We start from the raw sequence: 20195 nt of genomic DNA on the forward strand, positions 1-20195 counted from the left end.
GCGTCGCTCAAAGCGTGGCCTGGGTGCCCAGGATGGCGGTGGATTGGCTGGACAGGGTGCCGCCGTTGCCGTGCACCAAGGCCAGATGCGCATCGGCGACCTGGCGCGCGCCGCATTCGCGGCGCAGCTGGCGGACGGCCTCGATCATGATGAAGACGCCGTACATGCCGGGATGCACGCAGCACAGCCCGCCGCCGTTGGTGTTGACCGGCAGCGCGCCGCCAGGGGCGATGGCGCCGCCCGCGATGAAGTCCTTGCTTTCGCCCTTGGCGCAGAAGCCCAGGTCTTCCAGGAACAGCAGGGTGTTGATGGTGAAGGCGTCGTACAGTTCCACCACGTCGATGTCCCGGGGCGCAACGCCTGCCATCTCGAAGGCCCGCTTGCCGGACTCGGCCGCGGCGGTCACGGTCAGGTCTTCCATGGACGAGATCTGGCGGTTCCAGACCGCGGTGGCGTTGCCCAGCACGTAGACCGGCGGACGCGGCAGGTCGCGGGCGCGCTCGGCGCGCACCAGCACGTAGGCGCCGGCGCCGTCGGTGACCAGGCAGCAATCGCGCACGCTCAAGGGATCGGACACCATGCGGGCCGAGAGGATCTGGTCCAGCGTGGCGGGTTCGCGCAATTGCGCTTCGGGATTCAGCTGGGCCCATTGGTTGGCGGCCAGCGCCACCTGCGCCAGGTGCTCGCGACGCGTACCGTATTGATGCATGTGGCGCGCGGCCGCCAGTGCGTAGGAGGACAGGGGACTCAGCGGCTCGTAGGGCGTTTCGTACGGCTGTGGATCGAACTGCTTGCGGACCCGGCCGATCTCGGCGCGGCTCAAGGTGGAAGTGCGCTGCGTGCTGCCATAGCAGACCAGCACCGCGTTGCACTGGCCGGATGCCAGCGCGTGCAGCGCGGGCAGCAGGTGCGCGACGAAACTGGAGCCGCCCAGCATGGTGCTGTCGATGAAGCTGGGGCGGATGCCCAGGTGTTCGATGACCGGCATGGCCCACATGGGCGCGGCCACGCTGGCGGTGCAGATGCCGTCGATGTCGCGCATGGTGAGGCCGGCGTCTGCCACCGCGCGCTGCGCGGCCTGCACCAGGATTTCCATTTCGGTGTAGCCCGCGGCCTGGCCCAGGCCCGCGTGGCCCACGCCGGCCACCGCCACGGCGCCGCGCAGATCGTTCAGCGTCATTGCGCCTCCTGGTTGGGTCGGAAGATCAGGAGGCCGCGGCCGTCCTGCTGCGCCACCTGCGCGCGCACCGCCATGCCGATATGCACGGCGTCCGGCGCCACGCCTTCGACGCGGCTCATCAGCCTGACGCCTTCCTGCAGGTCTATCAGCGCCACGTTGTAGTCGCCGCCCGCCTCGGGCTTGCGGCGCACCACGGTGGTGGAATAGACCTCGCCGCGCCCGTTGGGCTCGGTCCAGGCGAGTTTGTCCGCGCCGCAATGCGGGCAGATCATGCGGGGGTAGAACACGGCGCGGTCGCAGCCCGCGCAATGCTGGATGAGGAAGCGGCCTTGGTCCAGCGCCTGGCGGTATTGCGCCTCGACGCCTTGCGGCGCGACGGCCTGCTGATCGGGAACGGTCATGATGCCTACAGGTTCCAGTGGATGACGCTTGCAAGTGTCGGCACTGGCGGCGGGTTCGGCCATTCTTCATTGCTGAAGCTGGCCTTCTGCCGGCCCGTAGTGGGGCGCCCTATGTCCTGCGCGAAGCCCGTCTTCGGAAGAGGCAGATTGTCCGGCGTGCCCCCCGCGTGGCTAGATATCGGAAAAGGAGCCCGACCATGAATCTGACCTGGACGCCGCAGGAGCGGCTATTCCGCGAAGAAGTGCGCGCCTTCGCCACGGACAAGCTGCCGCAGGACATACGCGACAAGGTGCTGCGCCACCAGCGGCTGGAGCGCGAGGACTACGTGCGCTGGCATAACATCCTGGCCGACCAGGGCTGGGGCGCGCCGAACTGGCCGGTCGAGCATGGCGGCACCGGCTGGAATGCCTTGCAGCGGCTGATCTTCGAGGTCGAATGTTTCAAGGCCGGCGCGCCGCGCCTGTTGCCATTCGGCCTGTCCATGATCGGCCCGGTCCTGATGAAGTACGGCAGCGCCGAGCAGCAGGCGCGCCTCTTGCCTCGCATCATCCGCGTGGAGGACTGGTGGTGCCAGGGCTATTCCGAACCGGGGTCGGGGTCCGATCTGGCCTCGCTCTCGACCCGCGCCGTGCGCGACGGCGACGAATACGTCGTCAACGGCCAGAAGACCTGGACCACCCTGGCTCAGTACGCCGATTGGATGTTCTGCCTGGTCCGCACCGACCCCGAGGCCCGCGCGCAGCGCGGCATCTCCATGCTGCTGCTGGACATGCGTAAGCCGGGCGTGACCGTGCGCCCCATCCGCACGCTGGATGGGGGGCACGACGTGAACGAGGTCTGGCTGGAGAACGTGCGCGTGCCCGTGGCCAACCTGGTGGGCGTGGAGAACCAGGGCTGGACCTATGCCAAGTACCTGCTGGGCCACGAGCGCACCGGCATCGCAGGCCTGGGCCATTGCCACCGCGAACTGGGCGTGCTCAAGCACATGGCGGTGCAGGCGCAGTCCCGGGGCAAGCCCCTGCTGGCCGACAGCCGGTTCCGCGACCGCATCTCGCGCATCGAGGTGGACATCATGGCGCTGGAAATGCTGCTGCTGCGCGTGGCCTCCAGCAACGACGGCACGCCGGGGCCGGAAGCGTCGGTGCTGAAGATCCGCGGCTCCGAGATCCAGCAGGACCTGGCCATGCTGCAGATGGAGGTGGCGGGGCCGGACGCCTGGCCCTATGACCCCGATTGGCTGCAGGCAGACCATGGATACAGCGGTCCTGGGCCGGAACTGGCGGCTGCGGCGGGCGCCGGCTATGCCGACATGCGCAAGACCTCGATCTACGGCGGCACCACCGAAGTGCAGAAGGGCATCATCGCCCGCCTGGTGCTGGGCCTGTAGGCCCGGCCTCGCGCAACCCGACAGGAAGACGACGCATGGATTTCATCTATACCGAAGAACAACGCATGCTGGCCGACAGCCTGCGGCGACTGGTGGACCAGGAATGGACGCACGCGCGCCGCCGGGCCCGGCAGGCGGCGGGCAAGCTGGATGCCGACGCCTGGGCCGCGCTGGCTGAACTGGGCGTTCTGGGCCTGACCATCCCGCAGGATTTCGGCGGCTTCGGCGAAGTGCCCGCCAGCCTGCTGCCCGTGCACGTGGAACTGGGACGCGGATTGGTGTCCGAGCCGGTCATTCCCAGCGCGGTCATGGGCGCGGCGCTGATCGAAGCCTGCGGCGGCGAAGCGCGCGGCTTGTGGCTGCCGGCCATCGCCTCGGGCGACGCCGTGGTCAGCGTGGCGTACCAGGAGCCCGGCCGCCGCTACGACACCGATCCGCGCGATTGCCGCGCCAGCAAGACTGCCGATGGCTGGCGGCTGGACGGCGCCAAGCATCTGGTCTGGCACGGCGCGGCGGCCACCGCGTGGCTGGTCAGCGCGCGCGGCGACGGGGGCGAGACCCTGTTGCTGGCGGTGCCGGCGGATACGGCAGGCGTGAGGATCACCGATACGCCCACGCTGGACGGCGCGCGCTGCGCCCGGCTGGATCTGAACGCGGTCAATCTGGCGCCCGAGGCCTTGCTGGCGCAAGGGACCGCCGCCGACCAGGCGCTGGCGCAGTCCTTGCAATGGGGCACGGCCGCGCTATGCGCGCACGCCGCGGGCGCAATGGAGCGGCTGCTGGAAATCACCGTCGACTACCTGAAGGCGCGCAAGCAGTTCGGCCAACCGCTGGCCTCGTTCCAGGCCTTGCAGCATCGCCTGGCGGAAATGCTGGTGGCCAAGGAACTGGCTTTGTCCATGGCTTATGTGGCGGTGGCGGCGCTGACCGAAACCGACGCTGCGCAGCGCCGCCGCATGATCGCCTCCGCGAAGTTGGAAGCCGCGCGCGCCGGACGCCTGGTGGCGCAACTGGCGGTGCAGCTGCATGGCGGCATGGGCATGACCGACGAGCTGGACGTGGGCGATTACTTCAAACGGCTGACCGTCGTGGACCAGCTGCTGGGCGATACGGCCGAGCAACTGGCGGTGCTGGAGGAACTGGCATGAGCGCAGCGGCGACGACACAGGTCGAAGGCGGCTACACCCAGATCCGCTTCACGCTGGAGCGGGGCGTGGGCGTCATCACACTGAACCGGCCCGACCGGTTGAACAGTTTCACGGAAGTCATGCATGCCGAGCTGGCGCGGGCGCTGGATGCCATGGAGGCGGACAGCGGCCTGCGCGGACTGATCATCACGGGCGCGGGCCGGGGCTTTTGCGCTGGGCAGGACCTGGGCGAGCGCAAGCCGGCTGAGGACGGAGCGCGTCGCGACCTGAGCCTGATTCTTGAGCAGTGCTACCGACCGCTGATCACCCGGCTGCGTAACTTGCCGGTGCCGGTGGTGTGCGTGATAAACGGCGTCGCGGCCGGCGCAGGCGCCAGCCTGGCGCTGGCTTGCGACGTGGTGTTCGCAGTGGAGTCGGCGCGCTTCATTCAGGCCTTCAGCAAGATCGGCCTGCTGCCGGATGCCGGCGGCACCTGGTTCCTGCCGCGTTTGGTGGGCTCTGCGCGGGCCATGGGCGCCGCGCTGTTCGGCGAAGCGCTCAGCGCCAGGCAGGCGGAAGCCTGGGGCCTGATCTGGCGTGTGGTGCCAGACGCCGCGCTGGCGGACACGCTGGCCGAAGTCGCCGATACGCTGGCGGCCGGACCTACGCGCGCCTATGCGGCTACCAAGGCGGCGCTGCACGCGTCCAGCGGCAACACGCTGGCGCAGCAGTTCGATCTGGAATGCCGCTTGCAGCGCGAACTGGGCTACACCGACGACTACCTGGAAGGCATGCGGGCGTTCGCGCAGAAGCGCCCGCCGGCGTTCACCGGCACCTGAGCTTTGCAGACGGCCGTCAGGGCGTCCGCGCCACCTGGATCTGTTCTATGAGTTCGCGCGCGCAACCCGGCAGAGCGTCGATGTCGCGCACCAGCAGCTTGCGTTCGCGCACCACCCAGGGCTCGTCCAATTCGACCACGCGCAGCTTCATGTCGGCGCCATAGCGCCGCGCGGCGGAGTCGGGGATGACGCCGATGCCCACGCCCGCCTGCACCATCCGGCAGATGGAATCGAAGCTGTAGAGCTGGATGCGCTGGGGCAGGCGCTGGCCCACCTGTTCCAGCTGGTCGCGCAGGAAGGCGACCAGGGTGGAACCTTCGTGCATGGTGATGAAGGGGTAGCGCACCGCCTCGGCCAGCTTGATCTTTTCCTGATCCTGCAGCGGGTGGCCATTGGGCACCACCAGCACCAGCTTGTCGGTGCTGAAGTGGATGGTCTGCAATTCGGGCGCATCCACCGGGCCGGCCACGATGCCCAGGTCGGTGGTGCCGTCCAGCACGCCGCGCACGATGTCGCGGGTCAGGCGTTCCTGCAGGTCCACGGTGACGCCAGGGTGGCCGGACAGGAATTGCGCCAGGATGTCCGGCATGAATTCCGTGACCGCCGTGGTGTTGGCGAAGATGCGGATGTGGCCGGCGTCGCCGTCGGCCTGCTCCTGGAAGTCATGTTTCAGGTGGTCCACCTGGCGCATGATGACGCGCGCGTGCTGCAGCAGCTTCTGGCCCGCAGGCGTGATCTCCACTCCGCGGCTGTCGCGGTACAGGAGGCGGGTATTGAGCTGGTTCTCCAGCGCCTTGATGCGCACGCTGACGGCTGCCAGGGACAGGTGCGCCCGCTTGGCAGCCTGGGTCAGGCTGGGGGATTCGGCGATGTGGATGAACAGGCGTAGGTCGGCGAGGTCGAAGTGCATGGGCCATATATTACGGCGCGAGGCGTCGGGCCGGGAGGCAGGGGTGCGATTCAGGCAGCGCAAACCCCGCCTTGAGCAAAAACGAATTCACAAGCGGGACGGCTTGCGGGCATGCTTCAGTCTGTAAAAACCCCAGCAGAGGATATCGGCATGACATCTACAGATCCGGCCGCCTGGATCGGCAGCGGCGAACGCAGGGCGGACGCCATGGATCCGGGCCACGCCGCGCGCATTGCGGCAACCCTGGGCGGTCCGGCGCCGGTCCAGGGCGATGCCTTGCCGCCGCTGTGGCAATGGGCGTTCTTCATTTCCACGGTGGACATGGGCGGGCTGGGGACGGATGGCCATCCGGCGCGCGGCGGCTTTTTGCCGCCGGCCCAGGACCGCAACCGCATGTGGGCGGGCGGCCGGGTCGAGTTCCGCCGGCCGCTGTTGGTCGGCGTGCCCGCGGAGCGCGAATCCACGGTGATCGATGTCAAGGAAAAGGCAGGGCGCACTGGCGCGCTGCTGTTCGTGACCGTGCGCCACGAGTTCCGCCAGGAAGGCGAGGTCGCCATCCATGAGGAGCAGGACATCGTCTATCGGCAGCCGACGCCGCCCAAGCTCACGGGCAGCGAGCCCGCGCCGCAGGCGCAGTGGCGCGATACGGTCGAGCCGTCGCCGGTGCTGCTGTTCCGCTACTCGGCGGTGACCTTCAACGGCCATCGCATCCACTACGACCATCCCTACGTGACGGGCACCGAGGGCTATCCCGGGCTGGTGGTGCACGGCCCGCTCATCGCCACCGAGATGGTTGCCGCCTTCTCCCGCGCCCATCCGCAGGCGCGCCTGACCCATCTGTCGTATCGCGGCCTGCGTCCGCTGATTGCGCCCGCACCCTTCCAGGTGGCCGGCCGCTTGACCGAGCCGGGCGTGGCCCAGCTCTGGGCTGAGCAGGACGGCACGCTGGCCCACCAAGCTGAACTGAGGTTTACAGAATGAGCATAGAGGCCCCCCGTCCCCTGGACGGCATCACCGTCGTCAGCCTGGAGCACGCGATCGCCGCGCCGTTCTGCACCCGCCAGCTCGCGGACATGGGCGCGCGCGTCATCAAGATCGAACGTCCCGGCGGCGGGGACTTCGCCCGCGGCTACGACGAGCGCGTGCGCGGCCTGTCCTCGCATTTCGTCTGGACCAACCGGTCCAAGGAAAGCCTGACGCTGGACCTCAAGCGCGAAGAGGCGGGTGGCGTCATGGAGCGCCTGCTGGAGACGGCCGACGTGCTGGTGCAGAACCTGGCGCCCGGCGCCGCTGCGCGTCTGGGACTGTCTTTTGACGCCCTGCACAAGAAGTATCCGCGCCTGATCGTCTGCGATATCTCGGGCTATGGCGAAGGCGGGCCCTATCAGGACAAGAAGGCCTACGACCTGCTGATCCAGAGCGAAAGCGGTTTCCTGTCCGTGACGGGTACCAGGGACGATCCGGTCAAGGCCGGTTGCTCCATCGCCGACATCGCGGCCGGCATGTACGCCTATTCCGCGATCCTGAACGCATTGCTGCTGCGGCAGAAAACGGGCCTGGGCAGCCGCCTGGACGTCTCCATGCTGGAGAGCATGGTGGAGTGGATGGGGTTTCCCATGTACTACGCCTTCGACGGCGCCACGCCGCCCGTGCGCGCGGGCGCGGCCCACGCCTCCATCTATCCCTACGGGCCGTTCCCGGTGGGCGACGGCGCCACCATCATGCTGGGCCTGCAGAACGAGCGCGAATGGCGCGTGTTCTGCGCCCAGGTGCTGCGCCAGGCGGAACTCGCGGAAGACCCGCGCTTCATCTCCAATTCGCTGCGCACCGCCAACCGCGACGACCTGCGCGCGCTGATCGTGGCCGCCTTCGCCGACCTGTCCATCGAACAGGTGACGCAGCGGCTGGAGGACGCGCAGATCGCCAATGCGCGCGTCAACGACATGGCCGGCGTCTGGGCCCATCCGCAATTGCAGGCCCGAGGCCGCTGGAGCCAGGTGGACAGCCCCGCCGGCGAGCTGCCCGCGCTGCTGCCTCCGGCCAGCAGCAACGCCTTCGCGCCGCGCATGGCCGCGGTGCCCGCGGTGGGCCAAAACACCGATGCGGTGCTAGCATCATTGGGATACGCGCCCGATCAGGTGGCGCAGTTCCATGCATCGGAGGTCGTGTGACGCATCCCGTTGTCCGTAGCGCGCTGTTCGTGCCGGCGTCGCGCCCCGAGCGCATCCCCAAGGCGCTGGCCGCCGGTGCCGACGCCGTCATCGTCGATCTGGAAGACGCGGTGGAGCATCTGGCCAAGGCGGCCGCCCGGGAAGCGCTGTGCGATTTCCTGGGGACGAATCCGCGCGCCCGGCTGTGGGTGCGGATCAACGACGCCTCCACTTCCTGGCACGACGACGATCTCAAGGCCTGCCGCGGCAAGCCCGGGGTGGCCGGCGTGCTGCTGCCCAAGGCCGAGAGCCTGGCGCAGGTGCGCCATGTGGTCCAGGCGGGCCTGCGGGTGATTCCCATCCTGGAAACCGCCCAGGGCATCCTCAACGTTGCGGAAGTCGCCGCCACGCCCGGCGTGGAGCGCCTGGCCTTCGGCAGTCTGGACTACGGCCTGGACCTGGGACTGACGCCCGATACGCCGGGGGCGCAAACCGTGCTGGACCAGGCGCGCGTGCAGGTGCTGCTGCACAGCCGCGCAGCCGGACTGGCGCCCGCGCTGGATGGCGTGTTTCCCGGCATCCAGGACCAGGCCGGGCTGGCGCATGCCGCCGGCCGCGCGCAGCAAATGGGCTTTGGCGGCATGCTGTGCATCCACCCCACGCAAGTGCCGGTGATCCACGCGGCCTTCGTGCCCGCGGCGCAGGAACTGGCCTGGGCGCGCCGCGTCATCGCCACGCATCGCGACACTTCGGCCGGCACCTTCATGCTGGACGGCAAGATGGTCGACGCTCCAGTCATCGCACGCGCGCGACTGGTGCTGGCGCAGGCGGGCGAAACCACCGGCATCTAGGCCGGTTCCGATCACTTCTTTCCGGCAGCTCCATGGGCGAAGCGCTCTTCATCGGACACACTTATATCGACGTCACCGTGCTGGCGGACGAATGGCCTACGGGCGATGAAAAAAGCGTGGCGCGCGACTACGCGGTGTCCTTCGGCGGCAACGCGGTGACGGCCGCGTTCGCCTGCGCGCGGCTGGGCACGCCGCCGGACCTGATCTGCTCGCTGGCATCGGACTGGCTGGGCCACATGTACACGGACATGGCGGCGGCGCACGGGGTGTCGCTGCATGCGCGCAAAGTGAGCCGTTCGTCCCTGTCCTTCATCATGCCCAATCACGGCAAGCGCGCCATCGTGCGTGCGCGCGACGTGGACTACCTGAACGACTTTCCGCGGCTGGACATCGGCGGCTACCGTGCCCTGCACCTGGACGGGCATCAGCCCGACGCCGCCCTGCATTACGCGCAGGCGTGTCGGCAGGCGGGCGTGCTGACCTCGCTGGATGGCGGCGGCGTGCGCGAGAACACCGACGAGCTGCTGCGCCACGTCGACGTGGCGGTCTGCGCGGAGCGCATGTGCGAACAATTGGGGCTTGCGCCGTCAGGCCTGCTGGAACTGCTGAAGGCGCGCGGCTGCCGCATCGGCGCGGTCACCATGGGCGAGCGCGGCATGCTCTGGTACGACGAGACGGGAACGGTGGATGTCCTGCCCGCGCTGGACGTGCCGGCCGCCAGCATTGTCGATACCTCGGGGGCCGGGGACGTGTTCCACGGCGCCTACGTCTGGTCCTATCTGAACCGGCCGGAACTGCCGTGGGCGGAGCACTTCACCTTTGCGCGCGCGGCTTCGGCCCACAAGATCCAGCATCTGGGCAATGAAGCGGGCCTGCCGCAGGTCGAGGACGTGGAGCGCGTGCTGATGGCCTACGCGCCGAAGGAATAGCGGGCGGGCTTGGCCGCCGGCGTTCAGTCCGCGATGCGCGTTATCGGCTGGTCGTGGATCGCGGCGATCCAGTCGCCGATGGGCTTGCCTTGCAGCGCCAGGCCGGGAGCCAGGTCGCGTAGGGGCAGCAGCACGAAGGCGCGCAGGTGCATGCGAGGGTGGGGCAGCGTCAGCCGCTCATGGTCCAGCACGGTGTCGCCGTACAGCAGCAGGTCCAGATCCAGCGTGCGCGGCGCATTCTTGTAGGGGCGCTCGCGGCCGTGCCGGTTTTCCAGCGCCTGCAGCGCATCCAGCAGGGCCAGCGGGGTCAGATGCGTGTCCAGCGCCGCCACTGCGTTGACGAAGTCGGGGCCGGTGGCTTCGACCGGCGCGCTGCGGTAGAACGGCGATGCCGCCACCGCGGCGATGCCGCCGGTTTCCTGCAATTCAGCCAGGACACTGCGCAGCGTGGCTGCGCCGTCGCCCAGATTGGCGCCCAGCGCGACGTAGGCGCGCACAGGAGCGGTCATGACTTAACCCGCTGCGGGCGGCGTGCCGCGCGAGGGCGAACGGCGCGGACGGCGGCGCTTGCGCGGGGCGGAGGGGGCGTCGCCGGCATCGCGCGGTTGGCGGGACACCTCTTCGATCATCTCGCTGCGGGTGACGTCGTCGGCGTTGGCCAGGTCCATCCACCATTGCGCCAGCACGCTGTCGAACTCGCCGGCGGCGGCGCGCAGTTGCAGGAAGTCGCAGGCGGCGCGGAAGCGCGGCTGTTCGATCATGCGGTAGATGGTCTTGCCCATGCGGCGCTCGAAACGTGGCTGCATGAACCAGATCTCGCGCATGTCGGACGAGAAGCGGCGCTGGATGGCGAGCTTTTCGGTCTGTTCGTCCAGCACCGAATCGGCGGCTTGCGACAGGGCGGGGATGGTGTGCTCGCCCTGCGCGCGCAGCTGCTTCCAGCGCGCTTCCACCTGTTGCCACAGCAGCGCGGCGAACAGGAAGCTGGGGCTGATGGTCTTGCCCGAGCGCACGCGCGCGTCGGTGCGTTCCAGCGCAAGCTCCACGAAATGCTCGCCGCCGGGTTGCTCGAGCACCACGTCCAGCAGGGGCAAGAGGCCCTTGTGCAGGCCGTCGGCGCGCAGCTGGCGCAGGCAGTCCATGGCATGGCCGCAGGTCAGCAGCTTGAGCATTTCGTCGAACAGGCGCGAGGCCGGTACGTTCTCGATGAGCTCGGCCATGGTGCTGATGGGCTGGCGCGTGGCCGGGTCGATGGTGCCGTTCAGCTTGGCGGCGAAGCGCACGGCGCGCAGCATGCGGACCGGGTCTTCGCGGTAGCGCTTGGTCGGGTCGCCGATGATGCGGACCTGGCGCTTTTTCAGGTCGGCCACGCCGTTGTGGAAGTCAATGACTTCCTCATTGTGCGGGTCGTAGTAGAGCGCGTTCATGGTGAAGTCGCGGCGCGCCGCGTCTTCTTCGTGCGAACCGAACACGTTGTCGCGCAGGATGCGGCCGTGTTCGTCGGTCTCCTGGTCTTCCGAGGCGGGGGCGCGGAAGGTGGAGGTTTCGATGATTTCCTGGCCGAAGACCACGTGCACCAGCTGGAAGCGGCGGCCGATGATGCGGGCGCGGCGGAACAGCGGACGGATCTGCTCGGGCGTGGCGTTGGTGGCCACGTCGAAGTCCTTGGGCTCCAGGCCCACGATCAGGTCGCGCACGGCGCCGCCGACGATGTAGGCGTCATAGCCGTGCTGGCGCAGCACCTCGCAGACCTTGATCGCGTGGCGCGAGACGTTGCGGCGGTCGATGCCGTGCTTGTCGCGCGCGATGCGCAACGGCCCCCGGGCTGCCGGCGCGAATAGTCGGCCGACGAATTTTTTTATGGTTTCAGTGATCATTTAGGACTTCGAATCTTCCATGTGGTCGAACAAGTCGATCACCTGCCAGCCGCGCTCCTGGGCGATGCCGCGCAGGGTGGGGCTGGGGTTGGCTGCGATCGGACGGGTCACTTTCTCCAGCAGGGGTACATCGTTGACCGAATCGCTATAGAAAAACGATTCCGAAAAATCCGCAAGCCCCAAACCCATGCCGGCCAGCCAGTCGTTGACGCGCACCACCTTGCCTTCCTTGAAACTGGGCGTGCCCAGGATGCGGCCGGTGTAGCGCCCGCGCAGGTATTCCGCGTCGGTGGCCACGAGGTGGGGCACGCCGAAGGCGCGCGCGATGGGAGCGGTGACGAAGCTGTTGGTGGCCGTGACCACCGCGCACAGGTCGCCGGCTTCCAGGTGCGATTGCACCAGGTCGCGCGCGGCGGGCGTCATGGACGGGCGGATCACTTCTTCCATGAAGGCTTCATGCCAGGCCGCCAGGTCGTAAGGCGTGTGCGCGGCCAGCAGGCCGAGCATGAACTCGGCCGCCTGCTCGGCGGTGAGCTCGCCGCGGTTGTAGCGATCCATCAGATCGTCGTTCTGGCGGCGGGCTTCGGCGGGGTCCCCGGCGCGGCCCGTGCGTGCCAGATAGTCGGCCCATTGGTAGTCGCTATCCAGCGGCAACAGGGTGTGATCCAGGTCGAACAGGGCGAGACGTCGGGAGGTCATGTGCGTTGTGAATCAGGATCTGCGAGCATGGCCCGCAGCAGAGGTAGGGTGATGGGACGGCCGGTGGCCAGGGAATAGCGGTCCAGCGCGTCGATCAGCTCCGCCAGCTTGCGGATGTCGCGCTCGTGGTGCGTGAGCATCCAATTGATGATTTCGGGCGCCAGGTGCATGCCGCGGGCAGCCGCCTGGGCCGACAGGGCGGCCAGCTTGTCGGCGTCGGACAGCGGGTCCAGGCGGAAAACCAGGTCCCAGCCCAGGCGCGTGCGCAAGTCCTCGCGCAGCGGCATCGACAGCGGAGCGCGGTCGCCCGCCAGCGCCAGCGCGAAGGCGCGGCCGGTGGCGGCGGATTCGCGCCAGCGGTTGTAGAGCGCGAACAGGGCGGCCTGGCGGCTGTCGTTCATGCGGTGCACGTCGTCGACCGCCACGAACTTGGGCATGGGCGACTTGGAATCGGCTTCGGCCAGGCGGCGCAGCATGTTTTCGCCAGTTTCGGCGTCGATATAGACGGCGTCGGGGCGGGCGGTCAGCGCGCGCAGCAGATGGCTGCGGCCGCAGCCCGCGGCGCCCCAGATGTACAGGGCGCGGCCAGGAAGCAGCGCGCGCACTGCCGCCAGCGCTTCCCCGTTGGGGCCGGCGATATAGTTGTTCAGCGATGGCGCTGGCGCGGGAAGAACGTCAAGCAGCAGCTGGCGGTTCATGGGAGCTTACAGGGTGCCGAAACGAGGCGGGTAGTACGGGTCAATACGGCTACAGGTCAGTACAACGGGTCAAAACGTCGCCGGCCGGGCGCGAAACTCCGGGGTTTGCACCACGGAACCGACAAAATCAATACCGGCCAACCCTACACTTTAAACCACCTGGGGCCAGGGTGTCGCGTCGATGGGCCTGGGCTGGCTTGGGTTTGCGCCGATCCGGCCCCTCTTGCCCGCCCTGGCCGGGCGAGCCGGCGCGGCCGCCGTCCGGACCGCTTTGGCGGCGCCGATCCCTGCTAGTCCCCGCAACATCGTAAAATGCAGGGGCGTTCCACCAAAATCCCAGCAATTGTTACATACCCCACGGCATTTCTCATGACGAATCAACCTACCGCCCCTATGACCTACCGCGATGCCGGTGTCGACATCGACGCAGGCGACGCCCTGGTCGACCGTATCAAACCGCTTGCGGCGCGCACCATGCGTCCCGGGGTGCTGGCCGGTATCGGCGGCTTTGGCGGCCTGTTTGAAGTGCCGAAGTCGTACAAGGAACCCGTGCTGGTCTCGGGCACCGACGGCGTGGGCACCAAGCTGCGCCTGGCGTTTGACTGGAACCGCCACGACACCGTGGGTATCGACCTGGTCGCCATGAGCGTCAACGACATCCTGGTGCAGGGCGCGGAGCCGCTGTTCTTCCTGGACTATTTCGGCTGCGGCAAGCTTTCGGTGGATACGGCGGCGGCCGTGGTGGGCGGCATCGCCAAGGGTTGCGAGCTGTCGGGCTGCGCGCTGATCGGCGGTGAAACCGCCGAAATGCCGGGCATGTATCCGGACGGCGAGTACGACCTGGCCGGCTTCGCGGTGGGAGCGGTGGAAAAGTCCGCCATCATCACCGGCCAGTCGATCAAGACCGGCGACGTGGTGCTGGGCCTGGCTTCCAGCGGCGCGCACTCCAACGGCTATTCGCTGTTGCGCAAGATCCTGGAACGCGCCAACGCCAAGCCCGACGACGATTTCCACGGCCAGCCGATGGTCGACGTGGTCATGGCGCCGACGCGCATCTACGTGAAGCAGGTGCTGGCCGCCCTGGCCAAGCACGGCACCAGCATCAAGGGCCTGGCCCACATCACGGGCGGCGGCTTGCTGGACAACGTGCCGCGCATCCTGCAGCCCGGCCTGTCGGCCAAGCTGCACCGCGCCAACTGGGAAATGCCCAAGCTGTTCCAGTGGCTGCAAGAGCAGGGCCAGGTCGAAGACACCGAGATGTACCGCGTTTTCAACTGCGGCATCGGCATGGTGCTGGTGGTGGATCCGGCGCAGGCCGAAGCCATCGCCGCCACGCTGCGCGAGCAGGGCGAGACCGTCAGCACGCTGGGCGAGATCGTTGAGCAGAAGGAAGGCATGGCGCAGACCTTCGTGGTGTAAGCCACGCTATCTGCAACGAAGAACCGCGCCACGGCGCGGTTTTTTTGTGTCTGGCGCCTGGCTAGGCGCGTCCCGCCAGCGCGACGGCCATCGCGTCTATGGTTTGCGCCACGGCATCCGCCGCCAGGCAGTCGACGATGACGCGCTCGGGCTGCGCGCGCAGCCAGGTGATCTGGCGCTTGGCCAGCTGGCGCGTGGCGGCGATGCCCTGTTCGCGGGCGGTGGCGAGGTCGACCTCGCCGTCCAGGTGCGCCCACATCTGCCGGTAGCCCACGCAACGGACCGAGGGCAAACCGGTATGCAGGTCGCCCCTGGCGCGCAGGGCGCGGACTTCGTCGAGCAGGCCGCGGTCCAGCATGGCGTCGAAGCGTTGCTCGATGCGGGCATGCAGCGCGGCGCGGTCGGAAGGCTCCAGGCTGATGGTGAGGTACTGGTTGCCCGTCGCGTCGCGCGGACGCTGGCTGCGCAGCAGCAGGGCCGACATGGGCTGGCCGGACAGCATGCAGATCTCCAGCGCGCGCTGGATGCGCTGGCTGTCGTTGGGCGCCAGGCGTGCGGCAGTGACGGGATCCAGCTGCGCCAGTTCGGCGTGCAGCGCGGGCCAGCCCTGGACGGCGGCGCGCGCTTCCAGCTCGGCGCGCAGCGCCGGATCGGCCTGCGGCAGATCGTCCAGGCCGTCGCGCAGCGCCTTGTAGTACATCATGGTGCCGCCCGCCAGCAGCGGGATGCGTCCGCGTGCGCGGATCTCGTCTATCAGGCGCAGTGCATCGGCGACGAAGTCGGCTGCGGAGTACGACTGGATGGGGTCGAGGATGTCCAGCAGATGCTGCGGCACCTGCGCCTGTTCCTCGGGCGAGGGCTTGGCCGTGCCGATGTCCATGCCGCGATAGATCGTGGCGGAATCGACGTTGACGATTTCCAGCGGCCAGCGCTCGGCCAGCGCCAGGGTGGAGGCGCTCTTGCCGGCCGCGGTGGGGCCGGCCAGGCAGATGACCAGCGGCGTCGCGTTGGGGGAGGAGGACGGCGACAAGCTTATTGTCCGCGCAGGAAGAGCTTGTCCAGGTCGGACACCGACCACTGGATCCAGGTGGGGCGGCCGTGGTTGCACTGGTCGGCGCGTTCGGTTGCTTCCATCTGGCGCAGCAGGCCGTTCATTTCTTCGATGGTGAGCTTGCGGTTGGCGCGCACGGAACCATGGCAGGCCATGGTGGACAGCAGCTCGTTGCGCTGTTCCGTCAGCAGGCGCGACACGCCCACGGCGCCCAGGTCGCGCAGCACGGCGCGGGCCAGCGTTTCGATGTCGCCGCGGGCCAGGATGGCCGGCACCGAGCGCACGGCGATCGAGGTGGGGCCGGACGGGCGCATTTCGAAGCCGAGTTCGTTCAGCTGCTCTTCGTATTCCTCGACCAGCGCCACGTCCTTTTCCTGGGCATGGAACACCACGGGCACCAGCAGATCCTGGCGCGGCAGGCTGCGCGCGTCCAGGGCTTGCTTGAGCTGTTCGTAGACCACCCGCTCGTGCGCGGCATGCATATCCACCAGCACGATGCCGCGGCGGGTCTGCGCCAGGATGTAGATGCCATGCAGCTGCGCCAGCGCCATGCCCAGCGGATGTTCTTCGTCCGCGGGCAGAGCCGCGACAGGCGCGGGTGCGGGTTCGCGCAGCGGCGCGGTTTTGGCGGCCGAGTCGTCATCCAGCGGGCGGTAGAGCGATTGCCAGTCCGCGGCCGGAATGCCGGCGGGTTCGGCGTGCAGGCGGAACGGCACCTGGGTGTGCGGGCGCTGCGGCGCGGGCGATGGGCGCAAGCCGTAAGACGATGATGATGCGTTGCCGCCGGCGTAGGCGGGCCGGGGCGCGTCCGTCATGGGCCGGGGGCTGCTGGCGGGCGCGTAAGGCGAGGCTTGCGGCGCGGTGTCGGTCGCCGCGGCGGTGGCGGGCCGGGCCACGGTTTCGAACCCGGCGTCGTCCGCGTCGTCGTTTTGCGCCGCGGGGGCTGCGGCGGACGCGCCGCCCGTCTGCGCCAGGGTCTGGCCGACCGCATGGGACACGAAGCGATGCACCGCGCCGCTGTCGCGGAAACGGACCTCATGCTTGGCCGGGTGCACGTTCACGTCCACGGCGGCCGGGTCGATGTCCAGGAACAGCACGTAGGCGGGCTGGCGGTCGCCATGCAGTACGTCCGCGTAGGCGGCGCGCAGGGCGTGGCTGACGGTGCGGTCGCGCACGTAGCGGCCGTTCACGTAGAGATACTGGCGGTCCGCGCGGGCGCGGGCTGCGGTGGGACGGGTGATCATGCCCGCCAGGCTGACCGTGCCGACCGAGTGCGACAGCAGCAGGCCGTGTTCGGCGAATTCCGCGCCCAGCACGTCGCGGATGCGCTGCGGCGGTTCGGCGGGCAGCCATTGGCGCTGCGCGCGGTCGTGATGGAACAGGCGGAAGGCGATCTGCGGATGCGCCAGCGCGATGCGCTCCATGGCGTCGACGCAGTGGCCGAACTCGGTGGCCTCGGAGCGCAGGAATTTGCGGCGGGCCGGCACGGCGTCGAACAACTGGCGCACGTCCACCGTGGTGCCCGGAGGACCCGAGGCGGGGCTGACCTGCATGCTGCCTGCATCGATCTGCCAGGCGTGCTCGCCATCGCGGGTGCGGGAAATGATGGTGACCTGGGCCACGGACGCGATCGAGGCCAGCGCTTCGCCGCGGAACCCCATGGATGCCACAGATTCCAGTTCGTTCAAGGAGCGGATCTTGCTGGTGGCGTGGCGCGCCAGCGCCAGCGGCAGCTCTTCGGGCGGAATGCCGCCGCCGTCGTCGGTCACGGCAATGCGGCGTATGCCGCCGCCTTCCAGGCGCACTTCAATGGCGCGTCCGCCCGCGTCGATGGCGTTTTCGAGGATTTCCTTGAGCACGGATGCCGGCCGCTCGATCACCTCGCCGGCGGCGATCTGACTGATCAGCAGGTCGGGAAGCGCAAGAATGGAGCGGCGTTCGGTCATGTGGCTGGCGTTCAGGTATGGCTATGTGGACGATTTTAGCGTCATGGGCGGGTGGGCTATAGTCGCGGACTGATATCCCATTCCGCTGGCAGGGTTGCTTCAATGCTCGAATTCTTCAATATGGTGCTCCACATCGACAAGACGCTCGGCGTCTGGGTCGCGCAGTATGGCGTGTGGGTGTACCTGGTGCTGTTCCTGATCGTTTTTGCGGAGACGGGGCTGGTCGTGCTGCCCTTTCTGCCGGGGGATTCGCTGCTGTTCATCGCGGGCGCGTTCGGCGCGACCGGACACATCGATCCGTTCCTGATGGGCGGGCTGCTGATCGTCGCCGCCATCACCGGCAATACGGTGAACTACTTCATCGGACGCTATATCGGGCCGCGCGTGTTTTCGATGAACCTGCGCTTTCTGGACCGCGGCGCGTTGATGCGCACGCACGCGTTCTATGAAAAGCACGGCGGCAAGACCATCGTCATGTCGCGCTTCATCCCGGTCGTGCGCACTTTCGCGCCCTTTGTCGCGGGCGTGGCCGACATGCCGCAGTCGCGCTTCCAGCTGTTCAACATCCTGGGCGCGCTGCTGTGGGTGGTGAGCCTGGTGGCCGCGGGCTACTTCTTCGGCAACATCCCGCTGGTGCGCGAACACTTGAATACCATCGTGCTGCTGGGGCTGGCCGCCGCCATCGTGCCGGTGATCGGCGCGGGCCTGTTCAAGCTGATCAAGGCCAAACGCGGCGCGTGAAGCGCCGCAGCGCATGCTGCGGCACACGCGTCACATTGAAAAGGGCGTTGCGCCGTGAAGCGCAACGCCCTTTTTTATGCGGCGGCAGACGTCGCCGTCAGCTCACATCGCCCAGCCGCGCCAGCGGCGGGTTGGCGGTGAAGTAACGCTGGATGCCCGTCATCATGGCCTGCGCCAGCTTGTCCTGATGCGAGGTGCTGCGCAGCAGGGCTTCTTCCTGCGGGTTGCTGATGAAGGCGGTTTCGACCAGCACCGAAGGAATGTCCGGCGCTTTCAGGACCGCGAAGCCGGCCTGTTCGACGCTGTTTTTGTGCAGGCGGTTGATCTTCTTGATTTCGTCCAGGAAGGCGCTGCCCACCTTCAGCGAATCGTTGATCTGCGCGGTGGTGGACAGGTCCAGCAGTACCTTGGCCACCTGGCGGTCGTGGCTGCCAAGGTTGACGCCGCCGATCAGGTCGGCCGCGTTTTCCTTGTCCGCCATCCAGCGCGCCTGGGCGCTGGTGGCGCCGCGCTGCGACAGCGCGAACACCGATGAGCCATTGGCCGAAGGCTTGATCCAGGCGTCCGCGTGGATCGAGATGAACAGATCCGCGTGCACGCGGCGCGCCTTCTGCACGCGCACGTGCAGGGGCACGAAGTAGTCGTCGTCGCGCGTGAGATAGGCGCGCATGTAGGGCTGGCTGTCGATCAGCGCCTTCAGGCGCCGGGCGATGCGCAGCACCACGTCTTTCTCGCGCAGGCCGCTGCTGCCGATGGCGCCCGGGTCCTCGCCGCCGTGGCCGGGATCCAGCGCGATGGTGACCATGCGCTGCTTGCCGCGGCTGGCGGTGGCGGGCGGAGGCTTGGGCGCGGTGGGCAGCGGGGGCGCCGGCTGCTGGCCGCGCACGCGCGGCGGCTCGGGCGGATCGGCGCGGGTCACCGGGTTGCGCTGGATGTCTTCCAGGATGCGCGCCAGCGGGTCGTCCACGTCGGGGCCGGTCTGCTTGTTCAGGATCGCGACCAGCGGATCCTGGGCGATCTTCGGATACAGGTCCAGCACCAGACGGTACTGGTAGTCGGCCACGGGCTTGAGCGTGAACACCTGGGGCGCCACGGGCTGCTTCAGGTCGAACACCAGGCGCACCACGTTGGGGCGGTTTTGCGCCACCCGCAGGCTCTGGATGTAGGGGTCGTCAGGCCGGACCTTGGAAACCAGGTCGTTCAGGGCCGCGCTGATGGTCAGTCCCTCAATGTCCACCACCAGGCGGTGGGGGTTTTCAAGCGTGAACTGCTCAGCCTTGAGCTCGCTGTCGAGCTCCAGCGTGACGCGGGTGTATTCGTCGGCCGGCCAGGTGCGCACAGCCAGGATGGTCGCCGCCTGCGCCAGGCGCGGCAGGACCGGCAGGACGAGCAGGGTGGCGGCGACGCTGATCAGGCGGCGCCGGGTGGCGCCTGCCGAGGGGAGGGCGCCGACTGGGGCGGGGGGACAATCGCGTTCAACCATGTTTGTCCTCGAGCGGTGTACGCGGTCAGGGTGGCGTCGCGTCTGTCGCCTGCATAGGCTAGGGAAATCAGCAGGTCGGGAGGGGGCAAAAGGCCCCCGGCCCGCTCCGGCCATTCGATCAAAACGACTGCGTCGTCACGCAGTAAATCCCGGAATCCTGCGTCCAACCATTCTCGCGTATCACTAAATCTATAAAAATCAAGGTGATAGAAGTATAAGTTAGAAACTTTATAGGATTCAAGCAGCGCGTAGCTGGGACTTTTGATCCGTCCCGTGATGCCGCTTTCCCGCAACAGGGCCCGTGTGAAGGCCGTTTTCCCCGCGCCCAGGTCCCCCTGGAGGTGGATATGTCCCCCAGCCGGACCGGCCTGGCCGCCGGAAACCAGGGGGGCGAGCTGACGTGCCAGCGATTCCGTGGCGGCTTCGTCGGGCAGGTGCAAGGTCAGGCTGCAAAGAGGGGCGGACATGGCGCGGGGCGAGTGGTAAAAACGGTGGAGGGAGCACGG

The 20195-nt window shown here is 68.2% G+C and carries 20 protein-coding genes; 9 read left to right on the forward strand and 11 right to left on the reverse strand.

Going from position 1 to position 20195, the window contains the following annotated elements; translation table 11 throughout:
- Window positions 1–7: 7 nt before the first annotated feature.
- Window positions 8–1180: a thiolase gene (locus IB259_RS16925; protein WP_054457495.1), complete on the reverse strand. Its 1173-nt coding sequence runs from the start codon at window positions 1178–1180 to the stop codon at window positions 8–10.
- On the reverse strand, window positions 1177–1581 hold the full coding sequence (locus IB259_RS16930; RefSeq protein ID WP_192329733.1) for a Zn-ribbon domain-containing OB-fold protein: 405 nt from the start codon (window positions 1579–1581) through the stop codon (window positions 1177–1179). Before IB259_RS16930 ends, IB259_RS16925 begins: the two co-directional genes overlap by 4 nt.
- Window positions 1582–1778: 197 nt before the next feature.
- On the opposite strand from IB259_RS16930, the gene IB259_RS16935 reads away from it, so the two are divergent.
- From IB259_RS16935 to paaG, 3 genes are read left to right on the forward strand one after another with little or no spacing between them, the layout of a single operon-like run.
- A complete protein-coding gene (locus IB259_RS16935) occupies window positions 1779–2969 on the forward strand; it encodes an acyl-CoA dehydrogenase family protein (RefSeq protein WP_192329735.1) in 1191 nt (396 codons plus the stop codon).
- 35 nt (window positions 2970–3004) lie between these two features.
- Window positions 3005–4117: an acyl-CoA dehydrogenase family protein gene (locus IB259_RS16940; protein WP_054457490.1), complete on the forward strand. Its 1113-nt coding sequence runs from the start codon at window positions 3005–3007 to the stop codon at window positions 4115–4117.
- Complete coding sequence (gene paaG / locus IB259_RS16945) at window positions 4114–4935, forward strand: 2-(1,2-epoxy-1,2-dihydrophenyl)acetyl-CoA isomerase PaaG (protein WP_119451450.1); 822 nt, start codon at window positions 4114–4116, stop codon at window positions 4933–4935. The genes IB259_RS16940 and paaG overlap by 4 nt, the downstream gene beginning before the upstream one ends.
- Window positions 4936–4951: 16 nt before the next feature.
- Here the strand turns inward: paaG and IB259_RS16950 are convergent, their stop codons facing one another.
- Window positions 4952–5845: a LysR family transcriptional regulator gene (locus IB259_RS16950; RefSeq protein ID WP_125473195.1), complete on the reverse strand. Its 894-nt coding sequence runs from the start codon at window positions 5843–5845 to the stop codon at window positions 4952–4954.
- A 150-nt stretch (window positions 5846–5995) separates the two neighbouring features.
- Here IB259_RS16950 and IB259_RS16955 point away from each other — a divergent pair, with 150 nt between their 5' ends.
- Genes IB259_RS16955 through IB259_RS16970 form a run of 4 tightly spaced genes read left to right on the forward strand, consistent with a single transcriptional unit; the run spans window position 5996 to window position 9775 of the window.
- On the forward strand, window positions 5996–6826 hold the full coding sequence (locus IB259_RS16955; RefSeq protein WP_054457484.1) for a MaoC family dehydratase N-terminal domain-containing protein: 831 nt from the start codon (window positions 5996–5998) through the stop codon (window positions 6824–6826).
- Complete coding sequence (locus IB259_RS16960; protein WP_054457482.1) at window positions 6823–8016, forward strand: CaiB/BaiF CoA-transferase family protein; 1194 nt, start codon at window positions 6823–6825, stop codon at window positions 8014–8016. Before IB259_RS16955 ends, IB259_RS16960 begins: the two co-directional genes overlap by 4 nt.
- Window positions 8013–8846: a CoA ester lyase gene (locus IB259_RS16965; RefSeq protein WP_054457480.1), complete on the forward strand. Its 834-nt coding sequence runs from the start codon at window positions 8013–8015 to the stop codon at window positions 8844–8846. The genes IB259_RS16960 and IB259_RS16965 overlap by 4 nt, the downstream gene beginning before the upstream one ends.
- Window positions 8847–8878: 32 nt before the next feature.
- On the forward strand, window positions 8879–9775 hold the full coding sequence (locus tag IB259_RS16970; RefSeq protein WP_054457478.1) for a sugar kinase: 897 nt from the start codon (window positions 8879–8881) through the stop codon (window positions 9773–9775).
- Between the two features lie 23 nt (window positions 9776–9798).
- Here IB259_RS16970 and IB259_RS16975 read toward each other — a convergent pair whose 3' ends face one another.
- From IB259_RS16975 to hda, 4 genes are read right to left on the reverse strand one after another with little or no spacing between them, the layout of a single operon-like run.
- Complete coding sequence (locus tag IB259_RS16975) at window positions 9799–10284, reverse strand: 2-amino-4-hydroxy-6-hydroxymethyldihydropteridine diphosphokinase (RefSeq protein WP_054457477.1); 486 nt, start codon at window positions 10282–10284, stop codon at window positions 9799–9801.
- A 3-nt stretch (window positions 10285–10287) separates the two neighbouring features.
- Entirely contained in the window at window positions 10288–11652 is a 1365-nt protein-coding gene (gene pcnB / locus IB259_RS16980; protein WP_054457475.1) for a polynucleotide adenylyltransferase PcnB, read from the reverse strand.
- Window positions 11653–12351 (reverse strand): HAD family phosphatase, encoded by a 699-nt coding sequence (locus IB259_RS16985; protein ID WP_013391641.1) that lies wholly within the window; start codon window positions 12349–12351, stop codon window positions 11653–11655.
- Window positions 12348–13049, reverse strand: a complete 702-nt coding sequence (gene hda / locus IB259_RS16990) for a DnaA regulatory inactivator Hda (protein WP_054457473.1) — start codon at window positions 13047–13049, stop codon at window positions 12348–12350. Before hda ends, IB259_RS16985 begins: the two co-directional genes overlap by 4 nt.
- A gap of 369 nt (window positions 13050–13418) precedes the next feature.
- Between hda and purM the strand changes: the two genes are divergently transcribed.
- Window positions 13419–14468: a phosphoribosylformylglycinamidine cyclo-ligase gene (purM, locus tag IB259_RS16995; RefSeq protein ID WP_054457472.1), complete on the forward strand. Its 1050-nt coding sequence runs from the start codon at window positions 13419–13421 to the stop codon at window positions 14466–14468.
- Window positions 14469–14529: 61 nt separating this feature from the next.
- Here the strand turns inward: purM and miaA are convergent, their stop codons facing one another.
- Both miaA and mutL read right to left on the reverse strand, forming a co-directional pair.
- Entirely contained in the window at window positions 14530–15498 is a 969-nt protein-coding gene (gene miaA / locus IB259_RS17000) for a tRNA (adenosine(37)-N6)-dimethylallyltransferase MiaA (RefSeq protein ID WP_054457470.1), read from the reverse strand.
- 2 nt (window positions 15499–15500) lie between these two features.
- Window positions 15501–17465: a DNA mismatch repair endonuclease MutL gene (mutL, locus tag IB259_RS17005; RefSeq protein ID WP_192329737.1), complete on the reverse strand. Its 1965-nt coding sequence runs from the start codon at window positions 17463–17465 to the stop codon at window positions 15501–15503.
- A gap of 102 nt (window positions 17466–17567) precedes the next feature.
- Between mutL and IB259_RS17010 the strand changes: the two genes are divergently transcribed.
- On the forward strand, window positions 17568–18206 hold the full coding sequence (locus IB259_RS17010; protein ID WP_082401223.1) for a VTT domain-containing protein: 639 nt from the start codon (window positions 17568–17570) through the stop codon (window positions 18204–18206).
- A gap of 97 nt (window positions 18207–18303) precedes the next feature.
- Here the strand turns inward: IB259_RS17010 and IB259_RS17015 are convergent, their stop codons facing one another.
- Both IB259_RS17015 and tsaE read right to left on the reverse strand, forming a co-directional pair.
- Window positions 18304–19689, reverse strand: coding sequence for an N-acetylmuramoyl-L-alanine amidase (locus tag IB259_RS17015; protein ID WP_054457465.1), 1386 nt, complete (start codon window positions 19687–19689; stop codon window positions 18304–18306).
- Window positions 19617–20156: a tRNA (adenosine(37)-N6)-threonylcarbamoyltransferase complex ATPase subunit type 1 TsaE gene (tsaE, locus tag IB259_RS17020; RefSeq protein WP_192329739.1), complete on the reverse strand. Its 540-nt coding sequence runs from the start codon at window positions 20154–20156 to the stop codon at window positions 19617–19619. Before tsaE ends, IB259_RS17015 begins: the two co-directional genes overlap by 73 nt.
- Between the last annotated feature and the right edge of the window lie 39 nt (window positions 20157–20195).

Source organism: Achromobacter sp. ACM04 (assembly GCF_014851465.1).
GTDB classification, from domain to species: Bacteria; Pseudomonadota; Gammaproteobacteria; order Burkholderiales; family Burkholderiaceae_B; genus Achromobacter; species Achromobacter aegrifaciens.

Bases quoted from the DNA above. Each gene is read 5' to 3' on its own strand.
- IB259_RS16955 (WP_054457484.1), top strand. From the start codon at position 5,996: ATGACATCTACAGATCCGGCCGCCTGGATCGGCAGCGGCGAACGCAGG.
- IB259_RS16975 (WP_054457477.1), bottom strand. From the start codon at position 10,284: ATGACCGCTCCTGTGCGCGCCTACGTCGCGCTGGGCGCCAATCTGGGC.
- IB259_RS17010 (WP_082401223.1), top strand. From the start codon at position 17,568: ATGCTCGAATTCTTCAATATGGTGCTCCACATCGACAAGACGCTCGGC.
- IB259_RS16925 (WP_054457495.1), bottom strand. From the start codon at position 1,180: ATGACGCTGAACGATCTGCGCGGCGCCGTGGCGGTGGCCGGCGTGGGC.
- IB259_RS17015 (WP_054457465.1), bottom strand. From the start codon at position 19,689: ATGGTTGAACGCGATTGTCCCCCCGCCCCAGTCGGCGCCCTCCCCTCG.
- IB259_RS16940 (WP_054457490.1), top strand. From the start codon at position 3,005: ATGGATTTCATCTATACCGAAGAACAACGCATGCTGGCCGACAGCCTG.
- IB259_RS16960 (WP_054457482.1), top strand. From the start codon at position 6,823: ATGAGCATAGAGGCCCCCCGTCCCCTGGACGGCATCACCGTCGTCAGC.
- mutL (WP_192329737.1), bottom strand. From the start codon at position 17,465: ATGACCGAACGCCGCTCCATTCTTGCGCTTCCCGACCTGCTGATCAGT.
- IB259_RS16985 (WP_013391641.1), bottom strand. From the start codon at position 12,351: ATGACCTCCCGACGTCTCGCCCTGTTCGACCTGGATCACACCCTGTTG.
- IB259_RS16935 (WP_192329735.1), top strand. From the start codon at position 1,779: ATGAATCTGACCTGGACGCCGCAGGAGCGGCTATTCCGCGAAGAAGTG.
- purM (WP_054457472.1), top strand. From the start codon at position 13,419: ATGACGAATCAACCTACCGCCCCTATGACCTACCGCGATGCCGGTGTC.
- IB259_RS16950 (WP_125473195.1), bottom strand. From the start codon at position 5,845: ATGCACTTCGACCTCGCCGACCTACGCCTGTTCATCCACATCGCCGAA.
- paaG (WP_119451450.1), top strand. From the start codon at position 4,114: ATGAGCGCAGCGGCGACGACACAGGTCGAAGGCGGCTACACCCAGATC.
- IB259_RS16970 (WP_054457478.1), top strand. From the start codon at position 8,879: ATGGGCGAAGCGCTCTTCATCGGACACACTTATATCGACGTCACCGTG.
- hda (WP_054457473.1), bottom strand. From the start codon at position 13,049: ATGAACCGCCAGCTGCTGCTTGACGTTCTTCCCGCGCCAGCGCCATCG.
- pcnB (WP_054457475.1), bottom strand. From the start codon at position 11,652: ATGATCACTGAAACCATAAAAAAATTCGTCGGCCGACTATTCGCGCCG.
- IB259_RS16930 (WP_192329733.1), bottom strand. From the start codon at position 1,581: ATGACCGTTCCCGATCAGCAGGCCGTCGCGCCGCAAGGCGTCGAGGCG.
- tsaE (WP_192329739.1), bottom strand. From the start codon at position 20,156: ATGTCCGCCCCTCTTTGCAGCCTGACCTTGCACCTGCCCGACGAAGCC.